This window comes from Embleya sp. NPDC020886 (genome assembly GCF_044333915.1).
GTDB lineage: Bacteria > Actinomycetota > Actinomycetes > Streptomycetales > Streptomycetaceae > Embleya.
On record NZ_JBIRRX010000010.1, the window covers coordinates 1 to 17,117 of the forward strand.

Sequence of the window (17,117 nt, forward strand, 5' to 3'; positions counted from 1 at the left end):
TTCCCGGACCTTTTTGCGTTTCGGGGCTGCGGGGAATTTCGGCCGGGCCGGGCACGGGAGGCTCAGTGCTAAACGGCCGGCGTGGGCTGGTGGAGATCGGCCCGGTCCCACGGTCGCCGGTGGCCGGGAGCCCTGGGCTCCCCGGCGAGAGGTGGGCGTTGCTTGCCGGAAAGGCGCTGGCAACGGCGCGGAAGGGTGGGCGGCCCGGTGAGGTCCGCCGGGGAGCCTTTCCGAGTGGGTCGGGTGTTCGCGGCCGGCGGTCGCGTCTTGGTCGGCAGCGGGAGGCTCAGTGCTAAACGGTCGGCGTGGACCGGCGGAGATCAAGCCCGGTCCCACGGTCACCGGCGGCCGGGAGCCCTGAGTCCTCCGGCGAGAGGTGGGCGTTGCTTGCCGGAAAGGCGCTGGCAACGGCGCGGAAGGGTGGGCGGCCCGGTCGGGTCCGCCGGGGAGCCTTCCCGAGGGGGCCGGGCCGTTGCGGCCGGCGGTTGCGTTTTGGTCGGCAGCGGGTGGCTCAGTGCTAAACGGTCGGCGTGGACCGGCGGAGATCAAGCCCGGTCCCACGGTCACCGGCGGACGGGAGCCTTGGGTTTCCCGGCGAGAGGTGGGTGTTGCTCGCCGGGAAAGGCGCTGGCAACGGCGGAGCCGGTTGGGGAGCCCGGTCAGGTTCGCCGGGGAGCCTTTCCGAGTGGGCCGGGCGTTCACGGCCGGCGGTCGCGCTTTGGTCGGCAGCGGGTGGCTCAGTGCTAAACGGTCGGCGTGGACCGGCGGAGATCAGCCCGGTCCCACGGTCACCGGCGGTCAGGAGCCCTGGGCTCCCCGGCGAGACACGGGCGTTGCCTGCGGGGAAAGGCGCTGGCAACGGCGGAGCGGGAGGGGAGTCCGGTCGGGTCCGCCGGGGAGCCTTCCCGAGTGGGCCGGGCCGTTGCGGCCTGCGGTGGGTGGGCGGTGGCGGGAGACGAGAAGAAGAGCGGGCGGTGAGTGGGCGGTTTCGGTCGCCGGAGTGCACAACCCGGCCCTCGACACGCGCTCCTCCCGGTCGGTCCCGTAAAACCGCAGGTCAGCGGGAAGCCGCGAGCTTGAAGCAGTCCCGGGATCCCGATCGTGACCCTCGAACCCCTTAGACGGCCTTCGGACGGCCTCCCGCTCGACCGCCCCGACCCCAAACGCCCACCGGAACAGCCCCAACCCCCCCGGAAAGACTCCCGGCGCCCCTCACCGGGCCGCCCTTCCCGCCACCCGACCCGAAACGCCCACCGAGAACCCCTGCCCGCACGCAATCCACCACCGGCATTCACAAACCGGCCCTCGACACGCACTCACGCCGCGCGGCCCCGCAAAACCGCAGGTCAGCGAAATCCCGAGCGTGCGAAGCAGCCTCGGGATCCCGATCGTGACCCTCCAAGCCCTCAGACAGCCCTCCACCCTGCCACCCGACCCGAAACGCCCACCGAAACGCTCCCGACCCACTCGAAAAGGTCCCCCGGCGGACCTCACCGGGCCGCCCTCCCGCTCCGCCGTTGCCAGCGCCTTTCCCGCCGAGCAACACCCACCTCTCGCCGGGAAACCCAAGGCTCCCGGCCGCCGGTGACCGTGGGACCGGGCCCACCTCCGCCGATCCACGCCGACCGTTTAGCCCTGAGCCTCCCGCTGCCGACCAAGACGCGACCGCCGGCCGTGAACGCCCGGCCCACTCGGAAAGGCTCCCCGGCGGACCCGACGCAAGCACCCTCCCGCTCCGCCGTTGCCAGCGCCTTTTCCCGCAGGCAACGCCCGTGTCTCGCCGGGGAGCCCAGGGCTCCTGACCGCCGGTGACCACGGGACCGGGCCCACCTCCACCAGCCCACGCCGACCGTTTAGCCCTGAGCCAACCGCACCCAACCCAACCAAGACGCAACTCCCACGTCCCGCCCACGCCGGATCCATCCGCCTGCCGGGCGTGGCTCGTACCCTCGTAGTCCCAGGTGCAGGTGCGGATCAGGTTCGGGAAGGTGTGCCGGTGGTTGATTCACGGCAGGTCAGGGACATCGGAAACGTCGCGGATGCGGATGCGGATGCGGATGCCGAGCACGGGCCCGACGCCGGAAACGGCCCTGATGCTGTAGACGGCCCCAACGCCGCCAACGGCCCCGACGTCGAAAGCGGCCCCGATGTAGGGCTCTTCGGTCCAAGTTCGGTGACCTGGCAACTGCACGCCGATCCCGTCATGTGGGTGGCGGGCGTGCGAGCCCTGTATCTCCAGGCCCTCTACCCAAGGGCTGTGCGCGGTGTCGTGCAGAACTCCGACTTTCGGAAGGATCCCTGGGGTCGGTTGATTCGTACCGCCGACTTCATCGGCGTGACGACCTACGGGACGCGGGGGGAAGCCGAGGCGGCCGGGGCTCGGGTGCGGCGGATCCACGATGTGATCAGGGCGGTGGATCCCGAGACGGGGCAGCCGTACCGGATAGACGAGCCTGAGTTGCTGCGGTGGATCCACTGCGCCGAGGTCGGGTCGTACCTGTCCGTCGCCAGGCAGGCCGGGTTCCCGTTCACCGACGAGCTGGCCGATCTGTACCTGGACGAGCAGCGGCGCTCCGCCGAGTTGGTGGGGCTGCCGGGGGCGGAGGTGCCGGGGTCGGTGGTCGAGCTGGATCGCTACTTCGCGGAGGTTCGGCCCGTGCTCGCTTCGTCGGACGAGGCGCAGAGCGTGTTCGATTTTCTGCGTCGGCCGCCGGTGCCGTTCGTGCTCGTGCTCGGGCGGGAGGTGTTGTGGCGCCAGGTCTCGGAGTTGGCGTACGCGGCGTTGCCGCGCTGGGCCAAGGAGCTGTACGGGTATCGCGGCCTGCCCTCGTCGGTGGCGCGGCCCGGGCTCAAGGGGCTGCGGCGGGTGATGGGGGCGGCCACGCCGTTGATTCGTATGGCGTACCCGTCGCCGCACATCAAGGGCGCGATGCAGCGGCTCGGCCCGGAGGCCGAGCCGTCGGTGGCACGGTTGCCCGGGATCGGTGCCGCAGAGTGAAGCGTCGCTGACACCGTCCGGCGGGCTGCCACACAGACGACCACTCAGATCACCGAGCGGACCGCCACCCAGGCCACCACGCGGACCGCCACCCAGACCACAGCACAGACCGCAGCACAGACCACCGCCAAGGGACCCGCAGCCAGGCAGAAGTCACCCACAAATAAGTAAGGTCCCCTTTCTTTCTAGGCGCCGGCCCGTCACAATGTCAGACATTGTCAAGTAACCGGTCAGCTCGAAGGGAACCGCACGTGGCGAACGGCTTCTGGGCCCATGCGCAGGCCAATCCGGACCGGCTCGCGCTGGTCGACCCCGATGGCGCCGAGTGGACCGCGGGGGAGTTGTTCGCCGCGTCGAACCGGCTCGTGCACGGGCTGCGGGCGGCGGGGTTGGGCACCGGTGACGTGTTCAGCGTGATCCTGCCGAACTGTGCCGAGTACATCGTGGCGTACATGGCGGCGGCGCAGGCCGGGCTCTACATGGTGCCGGTGAACCACCACCTGGTCGGGCCCGAGATCGCCTGGATCCTCGCGGACAGCGAGTCCAAGGTGGTGATCGGCCACGAGCGGTTCGCGGACACCATCGCGGCCGCGGCGGACGAGGCGAAGGTGCCTGCCGAGGCGCGGTTCGCGGTCGGCGCGGTGCCGGGCTTCCGGCCGTTCGCCGAACTGAGCGAGGGCCGGTCGGCGGAGCCGCCGGCCGAGCGCAGCGTCGGCATGACGATGAACTACACCTCCGGCACCACCGGCCGGCCGCGCGGCGTGCGCCGGCCGCTGTCCGGGGGATCGCCCGAAGAGGCCCGCTACGGCGGCACGTTGCTGATCTACGGCGTCAAGCCGCACGACGACAACGTGCACCTGGTCGGCTCGCCGCTCTACCACACGGCCGTGCTCCAGCACGCGCAGCAGTCGCTGCACATCGGCCACGCCGTCGTGTTGATGGAGAAGTGGCGGCCCGAGGAGATGTTGCGGGTGATCGACCGGTACAAGGTCACCCACACGCACATGGTGCCGACCCAGTTCCACCGACTGCTGCAACTGCCCGACGAGATCAAGGCCCGGTACGACGTGTCGTCCATGCGGCACGCCGTGCACGGTGCCGCGCCCTGTCCCGATCACGTCAAGCGGCGGATGATCGAGTGGTGGGGGTTGTGCGTCGAGGAGTACTACGCCGCCAGTGAGGGCGGCGGTACCTTCTGCTCCGCGCAGGAGTGGCTGGACCGGCCCGGGACGGTGGGCAAGGCGTGGCCGATCAGCGAGATCGGCATCTTCGACGACGACGACAACCGGCTGCCGGCCGGCGAGATCGGCACCGTGTACATGCTGATGCGGGCCGGCCGGTTCAACTACCACAAGGACGAGGAGAAGACCCGCAAGGGTCGGATCGGCGACTGGTTCACCGTCGGCGACGTGGGGTTGCTCGACGAGGACGGCTACCTGTACCTGCGCGACCGCAAGATCGACATGATCATCTCCGGTGGGCAGAACATCTACCCCGCCGAGATCGAGAGCGCCCTGCTGCGACACCCCGCGGTCGGTGACGCGGCGGTGTTCGGCATCCCGCACGAGGACTGGGGCGAGGAGGTCAAGGCGGTCGTCGAGGCCAACGAGGGCTTCGTCGCCGGCCCCGAACTGGCCGGGGAACTGCTCGCGTTCTGTGTCGAGCAACTCGCCACGTACAAGCGCCCGCGCACCGTCGATTTCGTGGACGCGATGCCGCGCGACCCGAATGGGAAGTTGCAGAAGCGGCGGTTGCGCGATCCCTATTGGGAGGGTCGCGAGCGGGCCGTCTGAGTCGAGAGACGAATACACCGCCCGGGATTACCCGGGCGGTGTATTCGACGTTTCCTTTATCGATCCGAATCGGCACTCCACCGATTCGGATCGATGCGGCTAATTTTTTCGAACCGTGTTGTTCCGGTTCGAACCGTGTGCCGCCGGGCGGATTGCGAACCCCTGTTCCGCCACACGGCTCGGCAACCGCGGTCCGCTAAGCGGATTCGGTTTCGGATTCGGCTGCGCCGTCCGGTGCGGACGCCACCGCGAGTGCCCAGGGCAGGTCGGGCTTTCCGGTGGGTGTGCGCTGGGTCCGTTCGACGATGCGCATGACCCTGGGCACCTTGTAGCCGGCGATCTTGGTGCGGCAGTGCTCCTGGATGTCCGCCAGGCTCGGCGTGCGGCCATCGCGCGGTTGTACGACCACCGCGACGGTCTGGCCCCAGCGCGGATGCGGGACGCCGACCACGATCGCGTCGTAGACCTCGGGGTGGGCCTTGACCGCGCCCTCGACCTCCTCGGTGAAGATCTTCTCGCCGCCGGAGTTGATCGTCGCCGAGCCGCGGCCCAGGAGCGTGATCCGGCCGTCGCCCTCCAGGCGGGCGTAGTCGCCGGGTACCACGTAGCGGGTGCCGTCCGGGCCGGTGCGGAAGACCTCGGCGGTCTTGACCGGGTCGCCGAGGTAGCCGAGCGGGATGTTGCCCTTGCGGCCGAGTCGGCCCACGACCCCGGCCGGGAGCTGGTTGAGGTCGTCGTCCAGGACCACCGAGTCGGGGACCGCCTTGACGGTGATCCCGCTCTGCTGCTCGGTCTGGCCCTTGACCGCGACGCCCACGCCGTTGGCGCCCGACTCGGAGGCGCCGATGGCGTCGCTGACCACGATGCCGAGGCGCTCCATGAATTCCTCCTTCAGCGACGGCGAGAACAGCGCCGCGCTGGAGGACAGGGCGAACAGGGAGGACAGGTCGTACGACTCGCGCCCGTCGCGCGGCTCGGCGAGCGACTCCAGAAGCGGGCGGGCCATCGCGTCGCCGGTGATCAGGATGACGTTGACGCGCTCGGCGACCACGGTCTCCCACACGCCGTGTGCGTCGAACTTGTCGATCAGCACCACGCGGTGGCCCTTGGCCAGGTTCTGCAGCACTCCCCACTGGGTCGCGCCGTGCATCAGCGGCGCGATCGGGAAGGTGGTCATCTGGCCGTTGCGGCCCTTCTCGACCATCTCCTCGGGCCGGGATATGCGCTCGCCGTTGGTGGGGTCGATGCCGCCGCCGAGGGCGAAGATCACGTCCTCCTGGCGCCACACGACGCCCTTGGGCAGGCCGGTGGTCCCGCCGGTGAACAGCAGGTACAGGTCGTCGGCCGAGCGTGGCTCGAAGTCCCGCTCGGGCGCACCGGCCGCCATCGCGTCCTCGAAGCGCACCGCGCCCAGCGACTCGGCGGTGACCCCGGCCGGGTCGGGCTCGGTGCCGTCCTCGACCACGATCAGGTGGCGCAGCGAGGCGACCTTGGGCGCGACCTCGGCGACCCGGTCGGTGAACTGCCGCTGGAAGACCAGCGCGACCGGTTCGGCCTGATCCAGCAGATAGGCCAGCTCATCCGCGACATAGCGGAAATTCACATTGATGCAGACGGCTCGGATCTTGTAGATCGCGAGCATCGCCTCCGCCCATTCGATGATGTTGAAGGCGTAGACCGCGACATGGTCGCCCGGCTGCACGCCGGAGTCCCGGAGGTGATGGGCGAGGCGATTCGCCCGCTCCTCCAGAAGGGCATATGTACGGCGTTCACCGTTCGCGACGATCGCCTCGCGTTCGGGGTATTCCCCGGCCGCGCGCTCGAAGAGGTCGGCAAGGTTGAATTCCATGGGCGGAGCGTAAGGCGTGGGCCCGGCCATATTCCAGAGGCAATATCGTTTGGACGGCCTCGGGAAACTGTGACGCTGTCGACCGCCGCGAACACTTGACTGCGGCAAAGATGTGGGCAGGGGTGGTACGCCGGACCGGCGGGGCCGTCGACACGCCGGACCGGCGGCGCCGCGGCTCAGCGCTGTGCGTACTCCAGCAGACGCGGGCGCGCACTCGCCGCCACCAGCACCACGCACACCCCGAGCACGCCGATCGGCACCCACGGCCAGCCGGTCAGCGCGTCGTCGGCGCGGTCGGTGCGGTCCTCGAAGTCGGCCAGCTCGGCGTCCGCGACCTGGGCCAACGCGGTCTGGTAGTCGTAGAAGTCGAAGGCCAGGTTGCCGCGGCCGACCTTGGTGGCCAGGCCGACGGCGACATCCAGCCGGCCCTCGGCGACCGCCGCGCGCAGCGCCCGGTCGTCGCGGCGGAAGGCATCCAGGCGCGCGGCCACCCGCTGGTTCGGCACGATCCGCTCCAACTGCGCGGACTTGGCGGCGAAACTCTCGCTGTACGAGCGGGCACGGTCGGGCAGGATCACGAACCGGCTCTCGTCCGCGTTCGCGTCCGAGGCGGTCGCCCGGGCCCGGGCCAGCGCCAGGAACGGGTCGAACGCCTGCGTCTGCGCGTCGCGCAACCGGGCGGCGTGGTCGGTGAACAGGGCTACGGCGGTGCCGGTGAGCGCGGCCACCGCGATGGTCACCGCGGCCAGCCCCGGTGCCAGGACGCGGTGGAAGCGGCGGGCCCAGCGGATCTGGCCGACGATCAGCACGACCACCAGCAACACACCCACCGCGCCGACCGCCAGCGCCGCCCAGCGGGCGTGCGTGCGGTCGGAGTCCGCGTCGGAGGCCAGCTTCTCCTCGGCGCCACGACCCAGGGCGTCGGCGGCCGGCAGCAGATCCTCGTGCAGCATGCTGGTCGCGCTCGCGAAGTAGTTGAGCGCGGACGTCGGCGGGCGCCCGGCCGGGCGTTCCTGGACCTGCTCGTCGGCCAGGCGCGCCTGTGCGACGTAGGCGTCGTAGCGGCCGAGTCCGTCGATCAACGTGCCGACCGGCGCGCCGCCGGAGGCGAGCGTCTGGATGTCGGCGGTGATCCGGCTGCGCCGCTCGCGCATCTGCCGCAGCGCCAACTGCCGGTTGCCGACCTGCTCGTCCGAGCCGACCAGCAGCACGTTGGCGACCTGCGCGTCGAGATCGGCGAGCGCGAAGTAGAGATCCGCCGCGACGGCGGCCCGCGGTGCGGAGGTGTCGGCGACCTCGCCGAGTCCGGACCGGGCGTTGCCGGCGCCGACCGCGATCACCGCGGTCAAGGCGACCAGGCCGGCCAGGATCAGCGCGGCGAATCCGTACACCCGGGCGGGCGCCGCACCCACCCGGCGCAACCGACGCAGTCGAATGCGCGGCGTCCGATCCGGGGGCGGCGCGACCGGCGCGACTCGCGGCGGCGATGGCACGTACGCGGGCGTCGGGGGCGCGGGTAGGGCGGTCGGTGCGGCCATGCCGAAACGGTAGACAGACGGCGCGAAGGGCCAACCATGAACCGATGGCGGTGATGCGAAGGCCGAGTGAACATCCGTGTGTTCGAAGGGTGTTCGGAAAGTGACGGGCAGGCGGCCGGCGAGGGCCCGCGACTGACGCTTGGTCAGCCCTCGGTTGCGCCCAGTTGTGTCACCCGCGCGGATGAACCGAGCGACGTGTGCCGGCTATGCCCCCCGTTGGCCGCATTGGTGACGGTCGGATTCGCACTGCGAAGGGCTGTTGCGGAGCACTCGTTGGCATGTAGCGTTGTCCGCGGTTGCAGCAGTAGATGTAGTTCCCTCGCACGTCCAACGCCTGCGGACATCAACAGCCGTGGGCGTTTTTCGCTCCTCACAGCGAGGGCATCCCGGGGTAACGCGGGGAGTGGGACCACTCGACGGTTCGCGACCCGGGCATCACGAGGTGTGGTGTCTGTGGGTTACGTGAAGGAATCAAGACATGGCCACCGGTACGGTCAAGTGGTTCAACGCCGACAAGGGCTACGGCTTCATCTCGCAGGACGACGGCGGCGCAGACGTCTTCGTCCACTTCTCCGCCATTCAGACGAACGGCTACCGTTCGTTGGAGGAGAACCAGCGCGTGGAGTTCGAGGTCACGCAGGGCCAGAAGGGCCCTCAGGCCGAGATGGTTCGCCCGCTCTGAATCGGTCCCGCGGCTCCGGCAACGGACCGCAGACCTAGCAAGGCCCGCGCCCGTGCAGGGTGCGGGCCTTGGGGCGTTTTCGGGGCGATTCGTGGTGCTTTGGGCGACCTTCGGTGGATTCGCGTTCCCGCTCGGATGTCGCCCAAGGATCATGCGTGGCCGGCGGCATGGTGAGGGGCCACTAGCATGTCTGTATGGGTTTCCTGCGCCGCCGCCCCCCGTCCGGGCCGGATTTCGACGTTCTTGCCATCCCGTTCACCGACTGGCCCGGCTCCGTGATCGTGGCCATGTTGCCGGGGGAGGACGGCAGTTGCCAGGGGATCTTCGTCCGCTACGACCTGCTGGCCAACCGCGGTCCGGCGATGCTGATCGGCAACCTGCCGCCGGGCTCGCCCGCGCGCGAGGAGGGCGTCGGCCGGATCGAGGCCCAACAGCTGGTCGCGGCCCTGGGGCACGAGGAAATGCCCGAGGAGCTGTCCACCGAGGACACCCCGATCATGCTCGGCGACGACCTGCTGATCATCCGCAAGGTCAAGTACGCGGAGGGGCGCCTGGCCTGCGTGGAGTTCGACCGCAGCGACAACGTGATGGTGCGCATCGTGACCTGGGACCGCCCGATCACCGACGACGTGTTCCAACTGCTCAAGCCGATCCCTTCGGACACCTTCGGCGGCTGAGCGAGCGGTACGGCGGGGCGATCCCGCCGGCGCCGGGCGGCCACGACCACTAGCGGGTGCCGATGGCCGCGCGCACGGCCCGGCGGACCATCCCGCAGTCGTCGTGCAGCCTGCGCAGCAGCCGGCGCTGGTCCTCCCCGACCGGGCCCACGTCGTTGAGTCGGATCTCGCGGACGAGCACCAGCATCAGGTTGACCAGGAACGCGTCCCGGGACAGGGAGCCCGATTGTTGGGCCGTCTGGATGATCTGGCGGCGGGTCATCGGGTCCCGCGCCAGCAGGGTCCACAGGACCGCCAGGTCGTAGCCGGGCAGGTGGTAGCCGGAGGACTCCCAGTCGACCAGCGCCGCGCCCTGGGCGGTCAGCAGCACGTTGGACAACACCGCGTCGCCGTGGCAGAACTGCGCGGGCACCCGGCTGAGGCCGCGCAGGAGTTGGGCCAGGTCGCCGGCGTCGCGGTCGGTGAGCAGGCCGAGCTTGTGGTAGCGGTCGACGCGGGCCGGATAGTCGAACGCGAGCGGGAACGACCCGGGCGGGGGCTTCCACCGGTTGAGCGTGGTGAACGCGTGCAACACGGCGCGGACGTCGGCGCGGGCCATCGCGGTGCCCGGGTGGCGTTCGTTCGCCGCGGGCCGGCCGGCCACGTGTTCCATCACCAGGATGCGCCGCTCGGGGTCGGCGGCGATCAGTCGCGGCACCCGGACCGGCGGCCGCTGCCGGGTGAAGGTGCGGTAGGCGTTGACCTCGTGCCGAAAGCGCTGGAGCCAGTGCGGTGAGGCGTCGGTCAGATACTTGACCACGACCGGGCCGCGCCCGACCGAACCGGACAGCAGCAGCGAACGCGGTGTCCGGCGCAGCACCGCGCCGGCGGTGAAGCCGGGACAGAGTCGGGCCGTGAGCGCGGCGACCGCCTCCGGCCCCGGAATCTGTTGCGGCATGCGAGGCACTCCAGGGCCGGCTCCGCCGGCCGGGGCCGGACCGGTGGCGACCGCGGCGTTCGCCGCGACCGCGGGGTTCGTCGACGCCACCGTGCCGGGCGCCGAACCACCGGAGGATGTACGCCTGTTCGGACCGGGTGTGCCCGGCCGTGAGGTCGCGGAACCGGGATTGGTCGGGCGGCCGGGGGTGGTGGACGTCGTGGATGACATGTAGACCTTCCTGCGCTGCCGAGAGGGTGGACCCGGCCGCGCGGCGGGTGGGGGCCCACGTGCCGGATCCACCATCCACAACACTCCGAGATCCGGGTGGTGATCCACGTGGCGAGCCCTGGCGAACCATGGCGAATCGGAGCCGGCTGCTCCGGACCCGGCTAGCCTCGGTCCGGCGAGCGACCTCCTACAGGGCGCTTTCGAGCCACGGTCCCCACATCAACGGGCGGTTTGCAATGCGCCGGGAACCCAACACCAAACTGGTGGACCTCTTCGCCCTGACCGGGTGGTCCAAGGGCGAACTCGCCCGACTGGTCAACCGTCGGGCCGCCGCGATGGGCCATCCTCAGCTTGCCACGGATACCTCCCGGGTCCGGCGCTGGCTGGAGGACGGCGAGCGGCCGAGGGACCCGGTGCCCCGGGTCCTGGCGGCGCTTTTCACCGAGCGGCTCGGGCGTGTCGTCACCTCCGAGGACCTCGGCCTGACCGGTCGCCCCCGGCACAACGCGCAGGTGGTGCAGGAGGATCTGCCGTGGAGCACCGAGCGCACGGTGACCGCGCTGACCGAGTTCACCGGCATGGATCTGATGCTCAACCGGCACGGCTTCGCGGGCAGCGGGTTCGCGCTCGTCGCGGGTCCGGCCCTGGTGGCCAATTTCGAGCGGTGGCTCAACCCCGGGCTCGGCCTGTCCCATCCGCGCGGCGCGCTCGCCGATCCGGTGTCGTACGGACTCGTCGACGCGGGCCCGATCGGCGCCGAGGAGGTCACCGCGCTGGAGAACGCGGTCACCGTCTTTCGCATGTGGGACGCGGATCGTGGGGGCGGGCTGCAACGCAAGGCGGTGATCGGACAGTTGAACGAGGTCGGCAATCTGCTGACCTATCCCAACCCGATGCCGATCACCCGCCGGTTGTGGAACGTGGCGGCCAACCTCGCTGCGTTGGCCGGTTGGATGTCGCACGACGTGGGTCTGGACCCGACCGCGCAGAACTACTTCGTGATCGCGGCGCACGCCGCCCGGGAGGCGGGCGACCTGCCGCGTGCGGCCGAGGCGCTCTCGCGCGCCGCCCGGCAGATGGTGCACCTGGAGCGTCCGGCCGACGCGCTCGCGCTGATCGAGTTGGCGCAGCGCACGGCGGGCGAGCGGGCGGGGGCGACCACACGCGCGATGTTCCACACCGTGGAGGCGTGGGCGCAGGCCGCGCTCGGCCGGGCCGCGGACTGCCGGCGCACCCTGGGCCGGGCCGAGGCGGAGTTCGCCCGGTCGCGCCCGGACGAGGATCCGGACTGGGTGGCCTTCTTCGATGCGGCCGATCTGCACGGCATGCAGGCGCTGGTCTACCGCACGCTGGCCGAGGTGGACCCCACCGCCGCCGGCCGGGCTCAGGAACACGCGCAGAAGGCATTGGAGTTGCGGGCCCGCGGCCACGAACGCTCGAAGACCTTCGACCTGATCTCGCTGGCCTCCGCGTGCCTGCTCGACGGCCGACCCGAGCAGGGCGCGCACCATGCGCGCCTCGCGGTCCGCGCCGCCGGCGAGGTGAGCTCCAAACGCACCTGGGACCGCCTGGAGGTCCTGCGCAAACTCACCGACCGCTACCGCGACGTCCCGGAGATCCACGCCTTCCGCGAAGAATTCGGCCGCGAGGCCTGAGTACCCGGACCCGAACGAGTGCCTTCCGCGGCCCTCCCACCGACGCCGTCCAAGCCTGTCGCGAGCACCCGGTCCGCGAGGGGGGAGCACCCTGCCCCGAACATGCCTCCCGCCGCCTGCCCACCCGACGCAACGGGTGGGCAGGCGGGCAAAAGCCGTCCCGAGCCGAGCGGAGTGCTACCGCACGCACACCGCCATCACGCACGCGTCGTCCTCGTACCGGGTGTGCCCGAGCCGACTCAGTACCACGTCCACGCAGGTCCTGGCATCCGCGCCGAGCAACCGCGGGCCCAGGCCCAGGAGCGCGTCCACCGCCTCCTCCGTGCCGCGCCCGCGCCGCTCGACCAGGCCGTCGGTGAAGATCAACAGCACGTCCCCGGCGAGCAGTTCGACCCGGGCCTCGACGAACTCCGGTTCGTCCAGCGCGCCCAGCAGCACGCCGAACGGCGTCGCCAGCGCCCGCCCGGCCCCGTCCCGATACAGCAGCGGCGGCGGATGGCCGCCCTGTGCCCAGGTCAACACCCGCCCCACCGGCTCGAAGCGCGCGCACACGGCGGTGGCCACCTTGTCCGCCGGCAGCGTGTGCACCACGATCCGGTTCAGCGCCGCCAACATCGCCGCCGGCCCCGCCCCGGTCATCGCCACCCCCTGCAACGCGCCGCGCAGCGTGGTCATCCCGGACGCCGCCGCGACTCCGTGCCCCGACATGTCGCCGACCGCCAGGAGCACGTCGCCGCCCGGCAACGCGAGCGCGTCGTACCAGTCGCCGCCGACCTTGGAGTCCTGCTCGGCCGGGAAGTAGCGGGTGGCCACCTCGATCCCGGGCAGCCGGATCGGCCGGGTCCACCACGGCATCACCACGCGCTGGAGCTCGGCGGCGACCCGGTGCTCGGAGCGCACCAGCCGACGCTGGGTCAGCAGTTGTGCCCGGGTCCGGGTCAACGCCTCCTGGGTGCGCCGCAGTTCGGTGATGTCGCGGAGCAACGCCCAGACCGCGTGCGGGGTCCCGTCCGCGCCGAGCACCGGCTCGCCGACGAACTGCACGAAAACCCGGGTGCCGTCGGCCCGCACGATCCGGAATTCCCCCTCGGCGCCGTTCGCGTGTTCGAGCAGCTCGCGTACCAGCTCCGCGACGAACGCCCGGTCCTCGACCGCGGTGTGCCCGGCCAACTCGGCCAGCGGCACCGGGCCGAGCGCGCGGTCGCGGCCGAACAGCGCGTACATCTCGTCGGACCAGCGCACGTCGTCGCGATCGAGGTGCCACTCGGCGCTGGCCACCGGACCCGAGCCCGGCCCCTCGGTCGCGGCGGTGTGGCGCTGCTCGGGCAACAGCCCGTGCGGGTCCGGCTCGACGAACAACCGGCGCAGGTGCCGCCAGGGCAACGCCGTGTCGTCCCCGTCGTCGGGTCCGAACGGAGTGCCTGGCCCCACGTCCGCCGGCCGGACCGTGCTGCGCGCCGGCGTGCTGGTCGCCGGACCCGGATCGTGGGCCTGTCGATGTTCGGGATCGTCGGTGTCCAGAGTCAGCCGGGCCAGATACTCCGCCGCCTGCCCGAGGCTGCCGGCCAGCAGATCGCACAACAACCCGCGCCGACGCGCCTCCTCGACGGCCGCCGCGTCCTCGCCCGAACCGGCGCCGGCTGCGACAGCGGCGCCCGGGGCCGCTCCCGTGAAGCCGACCGGCCCCGGGCGCAGCCCGAAACCGCCGCGCAGGGCGTCGAGTTCGGCGCGCATCCGGCCGATGTGCGCGAGCCATTGCGCCGGATCCACCACGAGGGGGCCGTCCACGGGGTGTTCGGGCCGTTCGCGCATCCGCTCGCGCTCCTCCGGGCATGAGGTGGCAGGGTGCAATGACTGTCGCACATCAAGGGCCCGGACGCGGATGAAACCACGGTAACCGTGATGCTTGTGGCAGATTGCCCATTTCCGGTGTCCGGAGATGGCGAAAGGGGCCCGATCGCGACCGCGATCGAGCCCCTCACCAGCCGTGACGAGCAAATCCCGACGTGCTCGACATCCTCGAACGACGCACGGGCGAAGCGGGTCAGCCGAGTTCGTTGCCCAGGATGGAGATGAACGAGACCATGTCGCCGGGATACCCGCCGAGGTTGTGGGTCAGCGCGAGCTTGCGCCCGTCCGCCGGGATCCGCCGGTCCGCCGGCGCCTCGTCGCGCAACTGGAGCCAGGCCTCGAACATCATCCGCAGCCCGGACGCGCCGACCGGGTGGCCGAAGCTCTTCAATCCGCCGTCCGGGTTCACCGGCAGCCGGCCGTTCAGGTCGAACGCGCCCGCCAGCACGTCCTTCCACGCGGTGCCGCGATCGGCGAAGCGCAGGTCCTCCATCAGGACCAGCTCGGTCGGCGTGAAGCAGTCGTGCACCTCGGCCATCGCCAGTTCCTCGCGCGGGTTGCGCACCCCCGCCTGCCGGTAGGCGTCCTCGGCGCACGCGGCGATCTCCCGGAACGTGGTGTAGTCGTACTCCGGGTCGATCACCCCCGAGCCGTTGCCCGCCACCAGCGACAGCGCCTTGATGTACAGCGGCTTGTCCGTGTACAGGTGTGCGTCCTCGGCCCGCACCACGATCGCCGCCGCCGCACCGTCCGCGACGCCCGCGCAGTCGAACACGCCCAGTTGGCCCGCGAGCTTGGGCATCGCGGAGATCTTCTCCGGGGCGATCTCCTTGCGGAACTGCGCGCGCGTGTTGCGGGCGCCGTTGTAGTGGTTCTTCGCCGCGATGTGCGACAACACGTCGCGCATCTCCGCCTCGGACACGCCGTACTTGTCGCCGTACGCGGGCACCACCATCGAGAACATCGCCGCCGCGGTGAGCGTGCGCGCGGTGCCGTCACCCGGGATCGGGAACGCGTTCAGGCCCTGGAAGCCGCCGTCCTTGACCTTCTCCACGCCGACCGCCATGGCCACGTCGTACGCGCCGGAGGCGACCGCGTACGCGGCCTGGCGCAACGCGTCGGATCCGGTCGCGCACATGTTCTCCACGCGGGTGACCGGCTTGCCCTGCAACTGCAGCGGCTTGGCCAGCGTCAGTCCGGACATCCCGGATTGCGCGGTGCCCAGCCAGTAGGCGTCGACCTGCTCCTTGTCCACGCCGGCGTTCGCGAACGCCTCGGTGGTGGCCTCGATCAGCAGGTCGTCGGTGCCCCGGTCCCAGTGTTCGACGAAGGGGGTGCAGCCCATCCCGATGATGGCGACGCGGTCCTTGATGCCGTGCGATCCCATGCCTATGCCTCCTCGGCGGCTCGGGCGGTCCGCACGGGGCGGGCCTTCCAGAAGTAGTTGTGGATGCCGTCGGCGGTGCCCAGCCGGCGGAAGGTCGGCTCGACCCGGTCGCCGATGGCCACCTCGGTCGCGTCCATGTCGGTCAGCTCGATCGGCAGCCGGCCGCCGTTGTCGAAGTCCACGACCGCGAACACCACCGGCGGGCTGGGCGAGTAGGCCATCCGGTCCACGGTGAACGTCTTGACCGTGCCGAGCACGTCGGCGGTGGGCACCGGCTCCATGTCGTCCACGTTGCCACCGGTCATCGACACGCGCTGCGGCGGCAGGTGCACCGCGCCGCTCTCGCGATCGCGCGAGCCGACGAAGCCGTACTTCCACTCCACCGAGCGCACCGCGGCCGAGGACGAGGTACGCGCGGGCTCGGGGCGACGCGGCGGCTCGACCGGGAGCAGCCCGCGCCAGGCGAGGTACTTCCCGTACGGCAGCGGCGCGCCGCCGGCGATCTGCTCGGCGACCGTGCGGGTGGGCCGGTAGTCGGCGAGAGCGTCGGTGGTGCGGAAGAGGAACACCTCGGCGCCGTCGGAGAGCACGACCAGGGCGAGCACCCGGCCCGGCTCGGCGTTGTCCAGCGTCGCGCTCAGCAACAGACCCGGGTGCGCCGCGCCGGTGTTGCCGACGCTGCCGGCGAGGTCGTCGCCCAGGACTCCCTCGCGGACCCCGAGCCGGCGGCCCAGCCCGGCGACCGCGCGGCCGTGCAGGCCGGCGATCACCGCGTGGTCGACCTGGTCGGCGGTCAGACCGGTGGCCTTGAGCGTGTCGGTCCACGCCTGCCGACCGGCGGCGAGGTAGTTGTTCTCGCCGAACTTCTCCTCCCACAACTTCGAACGCACCTCGCCGGGGGTGCGCCAGCGGTCGACGAACTCGGCCGTGGCGGACGCGCCGCCGAGGTACTCGGCGAGCACCGGGCCATCGGCCGGACCGCCGACCAGCAGCGCGGCGGCGCCGTCGCCGCCGGCCGCCTCGTCGCCGCTGCCGGGCAGGCCGACCCGGATGTCCGCGCCGACCACGAGCGCGGCGCCGGCGCCGTCCAGGGCCAGCCGGAGCAGGCCCGCCGCGGAGCGCACCGAGCCGGTGGCGTCCATCGCGGGCACCGAGCCGTCCAGGCGCAACGCGGCGTGCATCGCGGTCGCGTTGGTGCGGTCCGCGTACGCGGGCGCCACCGTCGCGAACAGCAGCGCGCGCGGGCGGACCCCGGGCGTCGCGCGCAGCGTGTTGCGGGCCGCCTCGACGCCCAGGGTGGTGGTGTCCTCGTCGAACGAGGCGACCGTGCGGGTGCCCTTGCCGCCGCCGGTACCGGCCACGGCGGCGATGGTCTTGCGGTCCAGGCGCCGGTAGGGGAGATAGGCCCCGTATCCGAGGATGCCGCGTCCCGTCGAAACTGCGGTTCCGTCAGTCGTCATTTCTCCGCTTCCGCCTCGTTCCACTTGGGTTCGTCCGGGTTCATCGCGTTCGTGCGTTGCCGTCGGCTGCTCGGGCCGCC

The 17,117-nt window shown here is 71.4% G+C and carries 11 protein-coding genes; 5 read left to right on the forward strand and 6 right to left on the reverse strand.

Features of this window, described 5'->3' with window-relative positions; all coding sequences use genetic code 11:
* Nucleotides 1-2,203 precede the first annotated feature (2,203 nt).
* Both ACH4U8_RS30205 and ACH4U8_RS30210 read left to right on the forward strand, forming a co-directional pair.
* Nucleotides 2,204-2,998: an oxygenase MpaB family protein gene (locus ACH4U8_RS30205; RefSeq protein WP_395781780.1), complete on the forward strand. Its 795-nt coding sequence runs from the start codon at nucleotides 2,204-2,206 to the stop codon at nucleotides 2,996-2,998.
* Nucleotides 2,999-3,249: 251 nt separating this feature from the next.
* On the forward strand, nucleotides 3,250-4,791 hold the full coding sequence (locus ACH4U8_RS30210; protein ID WP_360313873.1) for an acyl-CoA synthetase: 1,542 nt from the start codon (nucleotides 3,250-3,252) through the stop codon (nucleotides 4,789-4,791).
* 196 nt (nucleotides 4,792-4,987) lie between these two features.
* Here the strand turns inward: ACH4U8_RS30210 and ACH4U8_RS30215 are convergent, their stop codons facing one another.
* Both ACH4U8_RS30215 and ACH4U8_RS30220 read right to left on the reverse strand, forming a co-directional pair.
* Entirely contained in the window at nucleotides 4,988-6,640 is a 1,653-nt protein-coding gene (locus tag ACH4U8_RS30215; RefSeq protein ID WP_395781519.1) for an acyl-CoA synthetase, read from the reverse strand.
* A 176-nt stretch (nucleotides 6,641-6,816) separates the two neighbouring features.
* Nucleotides 6,817-8,178 carry a hypothetical protein gene (locus ACH4U8_RS30220; protein WP_360313869.1) on the reverse strand — a complete coding sequence of 454 codons (1,362 nt, stop codon included), beginning with the start codon at nucleotides 8,176-8,178 and terminating at the stop codon, nucleotides 6,817-6,819.
* 478 nt (nucleotides 8,179-8,656) lie between these two features.
* On the opposite strand from ACH4U8_RS30220, the gene ACH4U8_RS30225 reads away from it, so the two are divergent.
* Complete coding sequence (locus ACH4U8_RS30225) at nucleotides 8,657-8,860, forward strand: cold-shock protein (protein WP_020557813.1); 204 nt, start codon at nucleotides 8,657-8,659, stop codon at nucleotides 8,858-8,860.
* A 194-nt stretch (nucleotides 8,861-9,054) separates the two neighbouring features.
* Nucleotides 9,055-9,537, forward strand: a complete 483-nt coding sequence (locus ACH4U8_RS30230; protein ID WP_360313867.1) for a hypothetical protein — start codon at nucleotides 9,055-9,057, stop codon at nucleotides 9,535-9,537.
* A gap of 49 nt (nucleotides 9,538-9,586) precedes the next feature.
* Here ACH4U8_RS30230 and ACH4U8_RS30235 read toward each other — a convergent pair whose 3' ends face one another.
* Entirely contained in the window at nucleotides 9,587-10,474 is an 888-nt protein-coding gene (locus ACH4U8_RS30235) for an aminoglycoside phosphotransferase family protein (protein ID WP_360313865.1), read from the reverse strand.
* A gap of 446 nt (nucleotides 10,475-10,920) precedes the next feature.
* Between ACH4U8_RS30235 and ACH4U8_RS30240 the strand changes: the two genes are divergently transcribed.
* Nucleotides 10,921-12,339 carry a hypothetical protein gene (locus tag ACH4U8_RS30240; protein ID WP_395781521.1) on the forward strand — a complete coding sequence of 473 codons (1,419 nt, stop codon included), beginning with the start codon at nucleotides 10,921-10,923 and terminating at the stop codon, nucleotides 12,337-12,339.
* 177 nt (nucleotides 12,340-12,516) lie between these two features.
* Here ACH4U8_RS30240 and ACH4U8_RS30245 read toward each other — a convergent pair whose 3' ends face one another.
* The 3 genes from ACH4U8_RS30245 to ACH4U8_RS30255 form a co-directional block, all read right to left on the reverse strand.
* A complete protein-coding gene (locus tag ACH4U8_RS30245; protein ID WP_395781523.1) occupies nucleotides 12,517-14,151 on the reverse strand; it encodes a PP2C family protein-serine/threonine phosphatase in 1,635 nt (544 codons plus the stop codon).
* A gap of 232 nt (nucleotides 14,152-14,383) precedes the next feature.
* On the reverse strand, nucleotides 14,384-15,577 hold the full coding sequence (locus tag ACH4U8_RS30250) for an acetyl-CoA acetyltransferase (protein ID WP_395781525.1): 1,194 nt from the start codon (nucleotides 15,575-15,577) through the stop codon (nucleotides 14,384-14,386).
* Nucleotides 15,578-15,579: 2 nt separating this feature from the next.
* Entirely contained in the window at nucleotides 15,580-17,037 is a 1,458-nt protein-coding gene (locus ACH4U8_RS30255) for an OB-fold domain-containing protein (protein ID WP_395781527.1), read from the reverse strand.
* Between the last annotated feature and the right edge of the window lie 80 nt (nucleotides 17,038-17,117).